General features: G+C 38.9%; 14 protein-coding genes and 1 pseudogene. All 15 read left to right on the top strand.

All coding sequences use genetic code 11. From position 1 onward, the window contains the following. Positions 1 to 48: 48 nt before the first annotated feature. The 15 genes and pseudogenes from ACSR9O_RS05800 to ACSR9O_RS05870 all read left to right on the top strand — a co-directional run bounded on the left by ACSR9O_RS05800 (position 49) and on the right by ACSR9O_RS05870 (position 15,268). The gene (locus ACSR9O_RS05800) at positions 49 to 1,713 is read left to right on the top strand and encodes a ribulokinase (protein WP_491725447.1); all 1,665 of its coding nucleotides are present in this window, start codon (positions 49 to 51) and stop codon (positions 1,711 to 1,713) included. Further along, entirely contained in the window at positions 1,713 to 3,176 is a 1,464-nt protein-coding gene (gene rhaB, locus ACSR9O_RS05805) for a rhamnulokinase (RefSeq protein ID WP_491724115.1), read from the top strand. The genes ACSR9O_RS05800 and rhaB overlap by 1 nt, the downstream gene beginning before the upstream one ends. A 15-nt stretch (positions 3,177 to 3,191) precedes the next feature. Then, positions 3,192 to 4,487: a class II aldolase/adducin family protein gene (locus tag ACSR9O_RS05810; protein ID WP_491724116.1), complete on the top strand. Its 1,296-nt coding sequence runs from the start codon at positions 3,192 to 3,194 to the stop codon at positions 4,485 to 4,487. A 119-nt stretch (positions 4,488 to 4,606) separates the two neighbouring features. Further along, on the top strand, positions 4,607 to 5,368 hold the full coding sequence (locus ACSR9O_RS05815) for a DeoR/GlpR family DNA-binding transcription regulator (protein WP_101221779.1): 762 nt from the start codon (positions 4,607 to 4,609) through the stop codon (positions 5,366 to 5,368). Between the two features lie 390 nt (positions 5,369 to 5,758). Beyond that, positions 5,759 to 6,658, top strand: coding sequence for an ABC transporter ATP-binding protein (locus tag ACSR9O_RS05820; RefSeq protein ID WP_491724117.1), 900 nt, complete (start codon positions 5,759 to 5,761; stop codon positions 6,656 to 6,658). Further along, the gene (locus ACSR9O_RS05825; protein ID WP_260357420.1) at positions 6,651 to 7,901 is read left to right on the top strand and encodes an ABC transporter permease; all 1,251 of its coding nucleotides are present in this window, start codon (positions 6,651 to 6,653) and stop codon (positions 7,899 to 7,901) included. Before ACSR9O_RS05820 ends, ACSR9O_RS05825 begins: the two co-directional genes overlap by 8 nt. A gap of 133 nt (positions 7,902 to 8,034) precedes the next feature. Next, positions 8,035 to 8,337, top strand: coding sequence for a hypothetical protein (locus ACSR9O_RS05830; RefSeq protein WP_485906361.1), 303 nt, complete (start codon positions 8,035 to 8,037; stop codon positions 8,335 to 8,337). A gap of 278 nt (positions 8,338 to 8,615) precedes the next feature. Further along, positions 8,616 to 8,774: a hypothetical protein gene (locus ACSR9O_RS05835; RefSeq protein ID WP_230176467.1), complete on the top strand. Its 159-nt coding sequence runs from the start codon at positions 8,616 to 8,618 to the stop codon at positions 8,772 to 8,774. A gap of 117 nt (positions 8,775 to 8,891) precedes the next feature. Beyond that, entirely contained in the window at positions 8,892 to 9,458 is a 567-nt protein-coding gene (locus ACSR9O_RS05840) for an ATP-grasp domain-containing protein (RefSeq protein ID WP_230176466.1), read from the top strand. Between the two features lie 146 nt (positions 9,459 to 9,604). Further along, positions 9,605 to 9,757: a YfhD family protein gene (locus ACSR9O_RS05845; RefSeq protein WP_098373080.1), complete on the top strand. Its 153-nt coding sequence runs from the start codon at positions 9,605 to 9,607 to the stop codon at positions 9,755 to 9,757. A 672-nt stretch (positions 9,758 to 10,429) separates the two neighbouring features. Beyond that, positions 10,430 to 11,317 carry a S8 family peptidase gene (locus ACSR9O_RS05850; RefSeq protein ID WP_402942276.1) on the top strand — a complete coding sequence of 296 codons (888 nt, stop codon included), beginning with the start codon at positions 10,430 to 10,432 and terminating at the stop codon, positions 11,315 to 11,317. A gap of 270 nt (positions 11,318 to 11,587) precedes the next feature. Beyond that, positions 11,588 to 11,778 (top strand): annotated as a pseudogene (locus tag ACSR9O_RS05855) (nucleoside transporter C-terminal domain-containing protein); the annotation flags it as partial. 437 nt (positions 11,779 to 12,215) lie between these two features. After that, positions 12,216 to 12,554 (top strand): metal-sensitive transcriptional regulator, encoded by a 339-nt coding sequence (locus ACSR9O_RS05860; RefSeq protein ID WP_491725448.1) that lies wholly within the window; start codon positions 12,216 to 12,218, stop codon positions 12,552 to 12,554. 16 nt (positions 12,555 to 12,570) lie between these two features. Next, on the top strand, positions 12,571 to 12,777 hold the full coding sequence (gene copZ, locus ACSR9O_RS05865; RefSeq protein ID WP_491724118.1) for a copper chaperone CopZ: 207 nt from the start codon (positions 12,571 to 12,573) through the stop codon (positions 12,775 to 12,777). Positions 12,778 to 12,880: 103 nt separating this feature from the next. After that, on the top strand, positions 12,881 to 15,268 hold the full coding sequence (locus tag ACSR9O_RS05870) for a heavy metal translocating P-type ATPase (protein WP_491725449.1): 2,388 nt from the start codon (positions 12,881 to 12,883) through the stop codon (positions 15,266 to 15,268). Positions 15,269 to 15,302: the final 34 nt, after the last annotated feature.

Consider the following 15,302-nt stretch of genomic DNA (forward strand, 5'->3'; position numbering starts at 1 on the left):
TTTATTAAATATCATTGCGTGACTTGCATGTTAGGAGATGATGAAGGGATGAATGAGAGATATACAATCGGAATTGATTTTGGCACTGAATCAGGAAGAGTGCTGCTAGTAGATATAGAGAACGGAAATGAAATGGCTACACATGTTACACCTTATCGTCATGGAGTATTGTCTAATAGGCTTCCAGACGGATGTAAACTTGAAAAAGATTGGGCTCTCCAGCATCCAGGTGATTATTTGGACGTTTTATACACTTCTGTTCCTGAAGTGATTCGGTTAAGCGGAGTAGATGCGAATGATGTGATAGGCATTGGAATCGATTTTACCTCTTGTACCATTTTGCCTGTTGATAAGAAAGGAAATCCCCTTTGTTTTGATGAGAAGTGGAAAAGGGACCCTCACAGTTGGGTCAAATTATGGAAGCATCATGCCGCACAAAAAGAAGCGGATGATATTACACGCATTGCACAGGCAACGAATCAACCATTCCTGCAACGATATGGCGGGAAAATTTCTTCTGAATGGATGTTCCCTAAGATTTTACAAGTGTTACGTGAATCACCTGATATCTATGAAGAAACGGATCTATTTATGGAAGCCGGAGATTGGATTACCTTCCGTCTGACGAATGAGCTGGTACGCAGCAGTAATATGAGCGGTTATAAAGCATTTTGGGATAAAAAAGATGGATATCCGGACCCTGCTTTTTTAGCGGCTATTGATGAACGTCTTCTGGATATACTGGATACAAAAATGCGTGGTGAAGTATTACCCATCGCTGGACGGTCGGGTGGTTTAACAGAAGGGATGGCTAAGAAGATGGGGTTGAAATCTGGTACGGCTGTTTCTGTATCCATAATCGATGCCCATGCAGGTGTTCCAGCTGTAGGAGCTGTCCATCCAGGCCAATTTGTGATGACGATGGGAACCTCTACTTGCCACATGTTAATTTCTGAGAAAAAACAAACAGTAGAAGGTATTTGTGGAGTAGTTGAGGATGGAATAATTCCCGGATCATTCAGTTATGAAACGGGACAGGTGGCTGTTGGCGATTCATTTGCATGGTATATTGAGCAAACTGCTCCTGAGTATGTAAAGAAAGAAGCTGAGCAAGAAGGTGTCAATCTACATAGCTTACTGGAAAAAAAGGCTTCTTGCTTAAGGCCTGGTCAATCTGGGTTAGTGGCGTTAGATTGGTGGAATGGCAACCGAACAGTCCTTGTAGATGCGAACTTGTCAGGTGTGATAGCAGGGATTACTCTTTCTACGAAGCCGGAAGAAATATACCGTGCACTTTTAGAATCAACAGCCTTTGGAACAAGGAAAATCCTTGAAACCTTTGAGAATGATGGTATAGAGATAAACGATTTGTTTGCCTGTGGCGGATTACCTCAAAAAAATAAACTGTTAATGCAGATATATGCCGATATTTTAAATCGTGAAATTAAAATCGCGGATGGGGAACAAGTGGTTGCATTAGGAGCAGCCATATACGCTGCCACGGCTGCCGGCCGTATAAATGGTGGGTATGATTCCATAGAGGAGGCATCCTCTAAGATGGCAAAAGTAAAAGAAGATACTTTTATACCGGTTAAAGAAAATGTAAGTATTTATCAACAACTGTATGCTTATTATTTAGAACTGCATGACTTCTTTGGCCGCGATCATATTTCCATAATGCATGGTTTAAAGAAATTGAGGAGTGTGGACTAATGATACATATTGCGGTGGATATTGGTGCTTCAAGTGGCCGGCTGGTTTTAGGGAAAATGGAGAACGGGAAATTAGTAATTGAAGAAATCCATCGATTTGCGAATGGTTTCACCACCCAAAATGAAACCTGTTTTTGGGATATTGATCATTTATTGAATGAAATCTTAAAGGGGTTAGAATCAGCAAAAAAGCTTGGATACGACCACTGTACACTTGGAATTGATACGTGGGGAACGGATTACGTATTGTTGGATGATAATGGACACAGAGTGCAAGAAGTTATCTCTTATCGTGATAAGCGCACCGAAAATACAATCGAAAAGGTCACAAGAACACTACCTAAAGAAATCATTTATCAAAAAACGGGGATTCAATTCTTATCATTTAACACGTTATACCAATTGTACGAAGAAGATATAAAGAACCTGAAAGTCACTAGGAATGTCATGACTGTGCCAGATTATTTAGGTTACTGCCTAACGGGGAAAAAGGTCACAGAAGTTACAAGTGCTTCTTCGATGCAATTATTGAATGTAAACACGAAGAAGTTTGATGAAGAGTTACTAAACCTGATTGCATTGTCAAAAGATCAATTCCCGCCTTTGGCTAATCCGGGAGAACGATTAGGGAAACTGATGAAAGAACGTTTTTCTACTTTTGATCTTCCCAATACTGAAGTGATTATCGTTGCTTCACATGATACTGCTTCCGCCATAGTCGGTTCACCTGGTAATGGAGAGAAATGGGCCTATATTAGTAGCGGAACGTGGTCGTTGCTTGGGATTGAAAGCGATAAACCGATAGTGAATGAGTTAGCCCTTAAAAACAATTATACAAATGAATGGGGTGCATACGGAACCTACCGCTTTCTGAAAAATATCATTGGTATGTGGGTTATTCAAGAGGTCAGAAGACATTTAAAGGAAGACTATAACTTCGAGCAGTTTGTATATGAGGCAGAGAAAATAAAGGTGTGCAGGCAGTTCATCAACTTTAATGATAAACGATTTTTAAATCCAGAAAATATGATTCAAGAAATTCAGCAGTATTGTCGGGAGACGAATCAGGAGATTCCACATACAGTTGGCGAATTAGCGAACTGTATATTTACAAATATGTCTATTATTTATGCGATGTCCATTCGGCAAATAGAAGAGATAACCGGGAAAAGAATCGAGCAACTTCATATTGTCGGAGGAGGGGCGAAAAATGAATTCGTTAATCAACTTACGGCAGACCTTAGCGGGAAAACCATATACGCTGGACCAACAGAGGCTACGGCGATTGGGAATATACTAGTACAAATGATTTCAGGCAATGAAATAAGCGATTTACAAACGGCACGTCAGTTAATAGAACACTCGTTCCTTATAAAAAAATATGAGCCAAAAGAAAAAATTGAATCATCATCCCTGATTGAAAAATTCAAACAAGCAATTTCCATGAAAGAAGAATGTAAATAATAGGAGTGATAAAGTATGAATGAAAATCTGCATGCAGCCAAACAAATTGTTATGATCATGGAACGTGTCTATAAATATGGCATGACAACAATTTCAGGAGGAAACCTTTCTATTCTAGATGAAAATGGTGACCTTTGGATTACTCCATCGGGAATTGATAAAGGGGCATTAACCATGGATGATATCATGTGCGTCAAAAAGGACGGTACATTCATAGGGAAACATAAACCATCGGTAGAGCTTCCTTTTCATCAAGGAATTTATGAAGCAAGGCCCGATATAAAAGCTATCGTACATGCACATCCCCCGGCTTTGGTTTCCTTTAGCATGGCTCGTAAAGGACCAAACCCAAAGTTGCTTTTACATGCATATAAGAGTGTAGCAGATTCCCTTCAGGTTGCACCCTATGCGATCCCTGGAAGCGACAAATTAAAGGAAAATATTTCGGCTGAATTTGCAAAAGGAGGGGATGCGGTCATATTGGAGAATCATGGTATTGTGGTAGGGAAACCCACTATATTTGATGCCTTTATGTTGTTTGAAACACTTGAAGATACTGCTTGTATGGAAATAAATGCAAGGAATATAGGGAAACCATTTGAACTGACCGAACAAAATTTACAAGAAATAGATTTATATAAAGCGGATAAATTAACACAGATAGAAATGAAGCACCATTCTGTCGAAGAGGTTTCTTGCCGTCAAGAAATGATCAGGTTATTGGAACGGTTATATGATCGTCAGCTTTTTACAAGTATCTCAGGCAGCTTTTCAACCCGCCTTAAAGATGGCTCTATTTTAATCACGCCTTCTCAACAGGACCGTAAATATATTAAGGAAGATGAATTGGTTCTGATTCATCAGGAGTATAGTGAAGCTGGAAAGGAACCATGTGAGTTTTTTGAGCTTCATCAAAAAATATATGAGTTAAACCCGGAGCTTACATCCGTAATCATTGCGAACCCAAGATTTTTAATGGCCTATGCTGTGACAGATGTTAAATATAATACACATATAATTCCAGAGGCCTACATTGTTCTTCGGGATATAGATAAAGTGCCTTTTGGAATGGGGGAAAATCATAATAGAATGATTGCCGATAAACTAGCTGAGGATAATCCTGTCCTATTAATTGAAAATGGGTATGCAGTTGTCTCAGGAAAAAGTTTACTGAGTGTATTTGATAGGCTAGAAGTAGCTGAATATAGTGCAAAAGCATTGGTGTACGCTAAAAGTATTGGCGAAGTAATCGATATTAGTGATGAAGATATTGAAGAAATTATTGAAGGTTTTAAGCTAATTGCCAAATAACCATATCAATGAAAAAAGGCAGTTCCTAAGCTCTCTATTTATATAGAGGGCTTTATATATGTTACAATACAAAAACAAACAAAGGTAAACAAAGATTATATAGATAGGAGAAAGTTGGTATGCTTGTAGCTCAAAGACACCAAAAAATTGTCGAACTCGTAAATGAACGTTCGAGTATTCGTGTTACAGAATTAAGTGAAATCTTTTCAGTAACAGAGGAAACAATCCGACGTGATCTCGAAAAGCTTGAGAAAGAAACAAAACTAAAACGCAGCCACGGCGGTGCCGTTAGCCTGCAAGAAGATGATTCGGAAATCCATTTTTCCGAAAGAGTGATAACAAATGTCAACGAAAAAAAAGTGATAGCATATGAAGCGGCAAAGCGGATAGTGGAAGGTGACAGGATTATTTTAGATGCAAGTACAACTGCCTGGTATATGTCAAAAGCCTTACCAAACATACCGCTAACGGTTATTACCAATTCCACCAAAGTGGTGATGGAATTGAGTAAAAAAGAAAAAATAGAGGTTATTTCAACCGGGGGAAGATTGCTGTCAAAGTCTTTATCATTTGTTGGTCCGATAGCAGAGAAATCATTAACGATGTATCATGTCAACAAAACGTTTTTGTCTTGTAAGGGGATTCACTTAGAAGAAGGACTCAGTGATTCTAATGAAGGGCAGGCTTTATTAAAAAAGAAAATGATCGAGAGGTCGGATGCAGTGATCCTGATGGTGGATTCCTCAAAGTTTGGAAAAAAGGCGTTTTCATTAATCGTTCCGCCTAGTGAAGTGGATGAGGTCATTACGGATAGAGAAATAGATGAAGCATCAAGAAAATTGCTTGAAAAAAGAAATGTAAAAGTAACGATTGTAAAATAAGATAGACTCATTAGCGACAGTTGGGAAATGTGTCCTTTAAAGCGAGCAATCTATTATAGAGGTTGGGTATCTTTACGGTACCCAATCTATTTTTATTATTGCCTCGTTTCCAAAAAAAAGGGCTTTCAGTTTAGTAACATGCTTGCGTTAGGGAAAGGCAGGAGACGTACGGGGTTGTGAATATTACCAATAGGAAGGGAAAGGGGGTTTTGTCTTAAGTTTCGCAGAAAAAATACCATTAGGGTAAAGGGCAAACGTGAAACGTTAATTTTTTCTGGAAATTTGCATATAATCGCAGAGAAGTAGATTTATTTGGTCTTTGGTGATAGTTGAAATTGGAAAACCTTTCCGTTAACATATAATAAGAATCATATTTTAGGAGGTTGTGCATTGGCTTTGCAAATTAAAGAAGTTACGAAAAAATTCGGGGAATTCACAGCTGTAAACCAGCTTGATTTAACTATCCCCGAGAAGGAAATGTTCGGCTTTTTAGGCGGGAACGGGGCGGGGAAAACGACCACGTTCCGGATGATACTTGGCCTGCTTGACCCCACTGAAGGGGAAGTTGTCTGGGATGGTAAGAAAATCGATTATACGACCAGTTCAATGATTGGCTATCTTCCTGAGGAACGCGGACTATATCCAAAACTGAAGGTGCGCGATCAAATTGTGTATTTGGCTAGATTAAGAGGGATGAACAAACGTGATGCTTTGAAAGAATTGGAGTATTGGCTAGACCGCTTTATGGTGCCCGAGTATATCGATAAGCGAGTTGAAGAGCTTTCAAAGGGAAATCAACAAAAAATCCAGCTGATCGCATCAATGATCCATAAACCTGAATTACTTATCCTTGACGAACCCTTCAGCGGACTGGATCCAGTGAATGTGGAAATCCTGAAGAAAGCTGTCATTGACTTAAGGGACAGCGGCACGACGATCGTATTCTCGAGCCATCGCATGGAGCATGTCGAGGAGATGTGCGAGCATCTTTGCATCATGCATAAAGGTGCGCCTGTTGTGGCTGGAAAATTAAAAGAAATCAAGCGTTCTTTTGGTAAAAAGAATGTCTCAATCAAAGCAGATTTTGATCTATCTTTCTTGGATAATTACTCAGGTGTAACAAAAGTCAAGAACACGATGGAAGGGAAAATTCTTCAAGTCTCTGGTGAAGATGTGGCTGAGAGCATGCTACGTGATCTTGTTCCAAGAGGTTTCGTCCGGAAATTCGAATTGGAAGAACCATCGCTGACGGATATTTTCATTGAAAAAGTAGGTGCCGTCTATGAATAAATTTTGGATTGTCCTTTCCCATACATATCTATCAAAATTAAAGACGAAATCCTTTATCATTTCTACAATCATTATGATGGCACTGATTCTCGTTCTTTCGAATCTTTCGAATCTTATTGATAAATTCGACAGTGATGAACAGGAAAAGGTTGCCGTTATCGATCAGACTGAAGGCAGCTTATTTGATCCTTATAAAAAAGCGGTAGCAGGTGTGAACGATGACCTATCGATAATATCCGCCCAGGATGAAAAGCAAGCGGAGGAAATGGTCAGCGCGGAAGAAATCGTTGGATATTTGATAATCGAAAAGGATGAAACCCTCGGCTTCAAGGGAACGTATAAAGCGAATCAAATTTCAGATTCTGCGGTAAGTAATGATTTGCTTTTAGCGCTAACCCAATTGAAGGGTCAAATAACCGCGAAGGAATTGAATTTGACAGAGCAGCAAATCGCTCAATTGAATACGCCGCCAGCATTTGATACGATTGCGCTTCAGAAAAATGCAAAAACGGAAGAGGACCTCAATCAAGCACGAGGTCTCGTGTATGTTCTCCTATTCGTCATTTATTTCGGTGTGTTGATGTATGCAACGATGATTGCAATGGAAGTAGCCACTGAGAAAACATCACGAGTCATGGAAATCCTGATTTCAAGTGTCCCGCCAGTCACACAGATGTTTGCCAAAATAATGGGTGTTGCTTTACTTAGTCTTACTCAAATGATTTTATTTTTTGGGGTGGGCTATTTCTCGATTAAACAAAACTTGACGGGTATGGATGAAGGATTCTTTTCATTTTTCGGTTTCGGCAGCACCGATATCTCAACGATCATTTATGCAATCATCTTTGCTTTGCTTGGGTATTTTCTGTACGCGACTCTTGCGGCATGCCTTGGGTCCGTTGTCAGCAAAATTGAAGATGTCCAGCAAATGATTTCACCGATGACCATGTTAGTTGTCATCGCCTTCATGATTGCGATGTTTGGACTGGGGAATCCATCAGCCAGTTATATTACAATTACATCATTCATTCCATTTTTCACGCCGATGATCATGTTCTTGCGTGTAGGGATGCTTGAAGTTCCATTCTGGGAAATCGCCATCAGCATTGCAGTCTTGATCTTAACGATTGTTTTACTTGGAATAATCGGAGCAAAAATCTATCGGGGTGGAGTCTTGATGTATGGAAGCTCAAAATCACTGAAAAGCATCAAGAATGCCTTGCAATTATCCAAGAAAAATTAACATGAAACCTGGATCCTTCATTTGGAGTCATTCAGGTTTTTTTAAGATAATAATATAGGAACGAAAAGTAGCATAGATATAAGGGAACATAAATATATTCCATTTATGCAACCACGATTAGGAGTGAATTATTATGAGCAATCTGGTAACGTTGACGATAGCTTCAGAAGCGTTTCTCTTGCTATCCTTCATCATTATTATTTTATCAACCAAGAATCCGAAAAGAAATGTTCTCTGGGTCATCCTGTTCATCATTGGAGCTGCACCGCTTTTATATTTAGCCATAGATCATGTGAAAAACGACTATATGGATGCAAATATCGGATTGGGCCTTGCCTTTATGTATACCTGGTTATATAGCGCCGTTGCTTTTATCGTTGCCATCATTCTTTTAGTGAAAAAGAAAAGGAATAATAATATTTCAAAAGAACTGTGATAATCACATTATCCAATCAAGTTCCGGTTTTAAATTAGCTTTTTTGGATTTGAGGATATATGGGTTCCACATTTACGTTCTTAAGAGTGGAGTCCAAACTTCTCGATCATGGTAATGACTTAAAAATATGGAGGTACCCCTTAAAGAAGTATCACCAAGCCAATACGAAAAAGGGTTGCCCCTAAAAGTCATTTTACTGACTTTTAGGGGCAACCCCTTTTTTTGTTTTTAAATCCTTTTTAAATCAATGAAAATAAATGTAAAGCAGGTGAGGGTTAATGAACACACTATTGTTCGTAACAGGTTTATACTATGAAGCAAAAGGAAGAAATTATTATGAGGAGGTTTGTTCCTTACTTCGAAGCTTAGAGAAGATTTTAAGTTGGGCATTTGTCATCCTGAAGACACTGAAACGTTTGAAAAAGATTTTGACTTAATAGTATTTCGAAATGCTGGTCCAGTAGCGAATTTTAAGGATACGTATCAAGCATTCCGCAATAGAGTAGTTTCTGGATATTCTGAAAACATACAATTCATTTAACGGAAAGGCTGATATGAACGGGAAGGAATACTTAATTGAACTAACGAATGCTCAATTTCCTGTTATTCCAACTATAGAAACTCTTGATTCTTTAGATAAACTCCCTAATGTAGAGACGTATATTGTAAAGCCGAAAGATGGTGCAGATTCAATCGGTTTGGAATTTGTAACGAAAGATGAATTGATAGATAAATTTGATCCAGAATCAAAAAACACATTAGTACAACCATTTATCAACTTTGAGTATGAGGTTTCATTTTATTTTATCGATAAAGAATTTCAGTATGCTCTTTATGCACCAGATAAAGAGCAAAGATGGGAATTAAAAGAATATTCACCTACTGAAGAAGATTTAACTTTTGCTAACAAATTTATTGAATGGAATAATCTTGATTGGGGGATTCAACGAGTTGATGCTTGTCGGAATGAACAAGGTGAACTTTTATTAGTTGAATTAGAAGATTTAAATCCCTATCTTTCCTTGTTAGAATTATCTGATGAAACACTGAAGAACTTTGTAGAGGCAATGAAAAAGTCATTACTGAAAACTCTTCAGCTTAAATTTGAATTTTTCTTATAGAACTATCAGGTGCGTAGTAGTAAAAGAAGGAGCAGTCCCAAAAAAATTTATAAGGAAAAAAGTCGTTCATGAACAAATCTAAAGATATATAAATGTGATTCTTAGCCATACTAATAAAGATTAAAATATAGTTAGGAGGCAATATTATGGGAAGATCAAACAATCAAAAATCATCTAGCAGAAAAAAATCATTAGCTCAAACTCCCAATAACTTAAAAATCGAACCGGATCGTGTGAATGAAGAGTTTTCACGTGAGCTAGGTGAAAGTGCGAAAATAAGAGCTACAAGACCTAAATGATACTACAAAAAAAGTGAAAGATACGGATTGATTACACTCTTTTTTAAAATTTTAGTAAAACAAATCGCGCTGTTTTTTAATAATTTCTATATAACCAACCTTGCGTTTGTTGAAGAAGATGTTTCACAAGGACCCTATTAATATGGTCCTTTTTTCTTTGTGAAAAATCAACATTTAACCAGTGCCTTTAAATAAAAAAATGTGGCTATATTGGTTATTATAATGGAAGTGCAAAAGCTGCCGAGGAGGTAGCTTTTTTTCCTTTCCAATAAGGTCGTTTATGTAATTACTATTTTTGCTAAGGTTCTGATGATTATAGATTTCCATTTCTTCTTTTTACTAAGGATTTGTAAACGGTGATATATCTATTCCATCTCAATTAAATGTATTTTGTTTTAGTAAACTAAAATATCAAATTAGACTAAGGTTTATAGCAAAAGCTTGTCTCCATTCATAGGATAAAGAAAGGCTGTAATCAATGTTATTGGATTCAGCGTTCCTAAACGGGTTTTAAGTGTGGATTCCCCTCAATGGTTATTACAAAAGGAGGTGTTTCTGCCCGTCTTAGGGTTAATATGAAGGGAGAGGCTAGAATTGCCAAATGTTCAATTAGTACCCTTCCAAGTAGAAGGAATAACAGAAAATACCTTGGAAGTTCCACGAGGTATTAGAATGATTCGTGCACGCTCTATTTGGAGAGAAGGGTTTAAGGGTGAGAACATAGTAGTAGCCGTAATCGATACAGGATGCCAGTCAGATCACCCTGATTTGATTGATCAAATTATTGGTGGATATAATTTCACGGACGATTATTATGGTGATCCTGTTAAATTTGCCGATAATAACGGACACGGGACTCATGTTTGCGGAACCATTGCAGCAGCAGAAAATGGTTTTGGAGTTGTAGGTGCAGCACCTAAAGCGAAGTTGCTGGTACTTAAGGTTTTAAATGGATCAGGAGAAGGAACAACAGAAAACATTACGTCTGCTATTAATTACGCTGTCAATTGGACAGGTCCTAATGGCGAAAAAGTACGGGTTATCTCGATGTCATTAGGGGGACCGGATAATGATCCGGCCTTACATTCGTCGATTATAAACGCCGTTCAATCTAATATAATGGTCGTGTGTGCCGCGGGAAATGCAGGCGATGGTAAGGCCGAAACAAACGAGTACAGTTATCCAGCTGCATATCCGGAAGTTGTGGCAGTAGGCTCAGTTGACCGGCGTGAACGCATTTCCAGATTTAGTAATTCTAATGGTGAAGTGGATTTAGTAGCCCCTGGGGAGAAAGTTGTATCAACCTTTCCTGGTAACCAATTTGCCGTCTTATCAGGTACGTCCATGGCTGCCCCACATGTGTCAGGGGCTGTTGCGCTTTTGATAAATAAATTTGAAACAATACTTGGCCGTAAATTAACAGAGTTAGAAGAATTTAATGAACTCATAAATAATACAGTTTCGCTGGGCAAACCAAAGACTCAAGAAGGGCATGGAATGCTGAAACTAAATCACCAGAAATTAGAAAATATAAAAAAAGTTTTAAGGGAGTTTAGGTAGCCTTAAGATAAAGAACAGAAAAGTATATGATCCTAATTTCATTGCATATTGTGTTAGGAACTCGGATACAAAGTGATACAAACCCTCTGGGAGTTAAAGGTTTTTTTGTAAATTTATTGCTTATTAAACTACTATGAAAATAAAACTCTAGGTCTAACAAGCTGAAATATTATTAAACCTAAAAAGCTTCTTCAAAGTTTGAACTCTGCAGTAGCCGCCTACTTATAACTTTCTATATTTCTCTGGCACTCTGGAATCGAATAAAGGAACGCAGTGGCAGTTACGTATCTCACCTCATTTGCCAATTTCAGTACAGTTGGCATGATTTGATTTATGGTACGTTCAATTCTATCTTCGATGATGAAAAATCGCACATTATCGGAAGGAATGTTTGGAAGCTGTTGCTTAGCGGCATGGCTGTCTCCTTGTTAAGTGCTATGATTGTTGGATTATTTGTTTGATAACCAATAAAAAATATATTACTTTTTTGTGTATTCAACTAAAAGGTGTGGAGTAAGAACATCCTTTATTTGAAAACAAACATATCTATTAATTTCGGTGTGTTAACTATGCAATTTTAAAACAGACAACCAACTAAAAAGTTGAAATCCGTTAAACTTTATCGGGATTATGCCAGCGTAGGGTATTAAGATCCAAAAACACTCATTTCTCCGGAGATGAGTGTTTTTATTTGCATCCTTAGTAGACTCATGTAGTTCATCCTTTTTTGTTTAGCTTCGCATGGGGTATTTTGTGTGTAGTTTTGTTAAACAGACTAAGGAATAGATATACTTAAAAAGCAAAGAATAAAGAAATATTGACACAATAGCTTTTCTCTTTGCATAGGGTAGGAGGGTATGGTATATTAATTTTCGAGGAGGGATGGTTAATGGATGAAATGATGAATGGGCAAGAAACGATGAATGAAGAAGAATGCTGTACGACCTCTTCCCACGGCCGAAGAAGTCATCACTCAGAAGCAGTAAAAAAGAATTTAACGACCCGGTTAAATCGAATTGAGGGGCAAATCCGCGGTATAAAGGGTCTAATAGAAAAAGATACGTACTGTGATGATGTGATTACCCAAATAGCAGCTACACAAAGCGCGATGAATAGTGTGGCCAAGATCTTACTGGAAGGGCATCTTAGGAATTGTGTGGTTGAACGCCTGAATGAAGGGGATACAGAGGTTATAGATGAAGTGCTTGTAACGATACAAAAATTAATGAAAAAATAAAGGAGTAGATGTTGAAATGGAAAATGTAACATTGAATGTAAGTGGAATGTCTTGTGGTCATTGTGTGAATGCAGTTGAAGGGAATGTAGGGAAAATTGCAGGTGTTGAAAGTGTAAAAGTGCATTTGGATGCAGGAAAAGTGGATGTAGCGTTTGATAAGGAAAAAGTATCACTTGAAAAAATAAAAGAAACAATCGATGATCAAGGCTATGATGTTGAGTAAGTTATGAGAGTGCTGTTTAGCACTTCTTTTTTACAAAAAAATATACCCCATAGCGGTATAGGAAGGCGGGGATGATGTGAGCGGCCAAATAAAAGAAACAAGTATGCAGATTACGGGAATGACTTGCGCTGCCTGTGCTAACCGAATTGAAAAAGGGTTAAACCGAATGGAAGGCGTTGAGGAAGCCACCGTTAATTTGGCTCTTGAGAAATCGGTCATTAAATATGATACGGAAAAATTAAGCAACAAGGACTTTGAAAAGAAAATTCAAGATCTTGGCTATGATGTAGTAAAAGAGAAAAAGGAATTTACGATTACGGGCATGACCTGTGCTGCCTGTGCTAACCGAATTGAAAAAGGGTTAAATAAGCTGGATGGAGTAAGCATGGCCAATGTGAACCTTGCGCTTGAAAATGCGACAGTCGAATATGATCCTTCCGAAGCCTCCCCAGTTGACATCATTCAACGGGTGGAGAAGTTAGGGTATGGGGCGATCATCAAGGAAGATAACACGGAATCCGTGGATTTCCGTCAAAAAGAAATTCAAAAACAAAAGAATACATTCATTCTTTCGGTCATATTATCATTTCCATTGTTATGGGCGATGGTAAGTCATTTTAGTTTTACTTCGTTTATTTATATGCCTGATTTCCTCATGAATCCTTGGGTGCAAATGGCATTCGCCACCCCAGTGCAATTTCTGATTGGAAAGCAGTTTTATGTTGGGGCTTATAAAGCCTTGAAAAATAAAAGTGCCAATATGGATGTATTAGTCGCAATGGGAACATCCGCTGCCTATTTTTACAGTGTTTATCAGGCGATCATATCGATGGGATCCCATCACAATACGGCACAACTTTATTTCGAAACTAGTTCGATTCTTATCACCCTCATTCTATTAGGGAAGCTTTTTGAAGCAAAAGCAAAAGGACGTTCTTCCGAGGCCATCAAAAAATTAATGGGGCTTCAGGCCAAAACGGCACTGGTGTTAAGGAACGGGGAAGAACGCGAAATACCACTTGAGGAAGTCATCGTGGGAGATACGATATTGGTGAAGCCGGGTGAAAAGATCCCTGTCGATGGAGAAGTAGTCGAAGGGAACTCTGCCGTTGATCAATCCATGTTAACGGGTGAGAGCATTCCGGTGGATAAAACAAACGGGGATACTGTGATCGGTTCAACATTGAATAAGAATGGTTTTCTCAAAATGAAAGCGACAAAGATCGGAAGGGATACAGCTCTTTCTCAAATCATAAAAGTGGTTGAAGATGCTCAAGGGTCCAAAGCCCCGATTCAACGTCTTGCTGACCAAATTTCCGGTGTCTTCGTTCCCATTGTTGTCGGAATCGCCCTTTTAACTTTTCTGGTTTGGATGATATGGGTTAACCCTGGAGAATTCACACCAGCTTTTGAAGCGATGATTGCAGTGCTAGTCATAGCCTGTCCATGTGCTTTAGGTCTGGCCACTCCAACATCCATCATGGCAGGATCAGGTCGGGCCGCTGAATTCGGTATTTTATTTAAAGGCGGGGAACACTTGGAAACCACACACCATATAGATATGGTCATTTTGGATAAAACGGGAACAGTGACAAATGGTACCCCAGTGTTGACCGATGTCCTCATCGAGAACGGTATGGAAGAAGAACAGTTTTTATCTCTAATCGGCGCAGCTGAAAAACAATCTGAACACCCTCTTGCGCAATCAATCGTTCAAGGAATTCAAGCAAGACAGATATCACTTGCTGCGATTGAGGAATTTGAAGCGATTCCTGGATACGGCGTGAGAGCTGTAGTGGATCAAAAAGTGTTATACGTCGGAACGCGTAAATTGATGAAGCAAAATAACGTGGATATTACTAATGCCCTAACAGCGATGGAAGCTTTTGAAGAGCAAGGGAAGACAGCAATGCTCGCTAGCATTGAAGGTGAATATGCAGGCCTCATTGCCGTTGCCGATACGATAAAAGATACCTCGCTAACGGCGATTAAAAGGTTGAAAGCAATGGATATCCAGGTCATCATGATAACTGGGGATAATCAAAGGACAGCAAATGCCATCGGCAATCAAGTGGGCATTGACCAAGTGATTGCAGAAGTCCTTCCTGAAGGGAAAGCGGAAGAAGTGAAAAAACTGCAGGCAGCCGGTAAAAGAGTGGCAATGGTCGGAGATGGTATAAATGATGCTCCCGCGCTGGCACTAGCCGATATAGGAATGGCCATAGGAACCGGGACGGACGTAGCCATGGAAGCTGCCGATATCACTTTGATCCGGGGTGATTTGAACAGTATTGCTGATGCAATCCTCATGAGCAGGAAAACGATGCGGAATATCAAACAAAACCTATTCTGGGCTTTTGCCTACAACGTAATCGGGATACCAATTGCGGCAATCGGACTGCTTGCCCCCTGGTTAGCTGGTGCTGCCATGGCTTTCAGCTCTGTATCAGTCGTATTGAATGCACTTCGCCTTCAACGGGTAAAGCTCTGAAGATCATGTAACATATAATGAAGGCATTTGTACT

It is taken from the genome of Peribacillus sp. B65, assembly GCF_058513295.1.

Excerpts from the sequence above, each read along its gene's own strand:
- ACSR9O_RS05800 (WP_491725447.1), top strand. The coding sequence starts at position 49 with ATGAATGAGAGATATACAATCGGAATTGATTTTGGCACTGAATCAGGA.
- rhaB (WP_491724115.1), top strand. The coding sequence starts at position 1,713 with ATGATACATATTGCGGTGGATATTGGTGCTTCAAGTGGCCGGCTGGTT.
- ACSR9O_RS05810 (WP_491724116.1), top strand. The coding sequence starts at position 3,192 with ATGAATGAAAATCTGCATGCAGCCAAACAAATTGTTATGATCATGGAA.
- ACSR9O_RS05815 (WP_101221779.1), top strand. The coding sequence starts at position 4,607 with ATGCTTGTAGCTCAAAGACACCAAAAAATTGTCGAACTCGTAAATGAA.
- ACSR9O_RS05825 (WP_260357420.1), top strand. The coding sequence starts at position 6,651 with ATGAATAAATTTTGGATTGTCCTTTCCCATACATATCTATCAAAATTA.
- ACSR9O_RS05830 (WP_485906361.1), top strand. The coding sequence starts at position 8,035 with ATGAGCAATCTGGTAACGTTGACGATAGCTTCAGAAGCGTTTCTCTTG.
- ACSR9O_RS05835 (WP_230176467.1), top strand. The coding sequence starts at position 8,616 with ATGAACACACTATTGTTCGTAACAGGTTTATACTATGAAGCAAAAGGA.
- ACSR9O_RS05840 (WP_230176466.1), top strand. The coding sequence starts at position 8,892 with ATGAACGGGAAGGAATACTTAATTGAACTAACGAATGCTCAATTTCCT.
- ACSR9O_RS05845 (WP_098373080.1), top strand. The coding sequence starts at position 9,605 with ATGGGAAGATCAAACAATCAAAAATCATCTAGCAGAAAAAAATCATTA.
- ACSR9O_RS05850 (WP_402942276.1), top strand. The coding sequence starts at position 10,430 with ATGATTCGTGCACGCTCTATTTGGAGAGAAGGGTTTAAGGGTGAGAAC.
- ACSR9O_RS05860 (WP_491725448.1), top strand. The coding sequence starts at position 12,216 with ATGATGAATGGGCAAGAAACGATGAATGAAGAAGAATGCTGTACGACC.
- copZ (WP_491724118.1), top strand. The coding sequence starts at position 12,571 with ATGGAAAATGTAACATTGAATGTAAGTGGAATGTCTTGTGGTCATTGT.
- ACSR9O_RS05870 (WP_491725449.1), top strand. The coding sequence starts at position 12,881 with ATGCAGATTACGGGAATGACTTGCGCTGCCTGTGCTAACCGAATTGAA.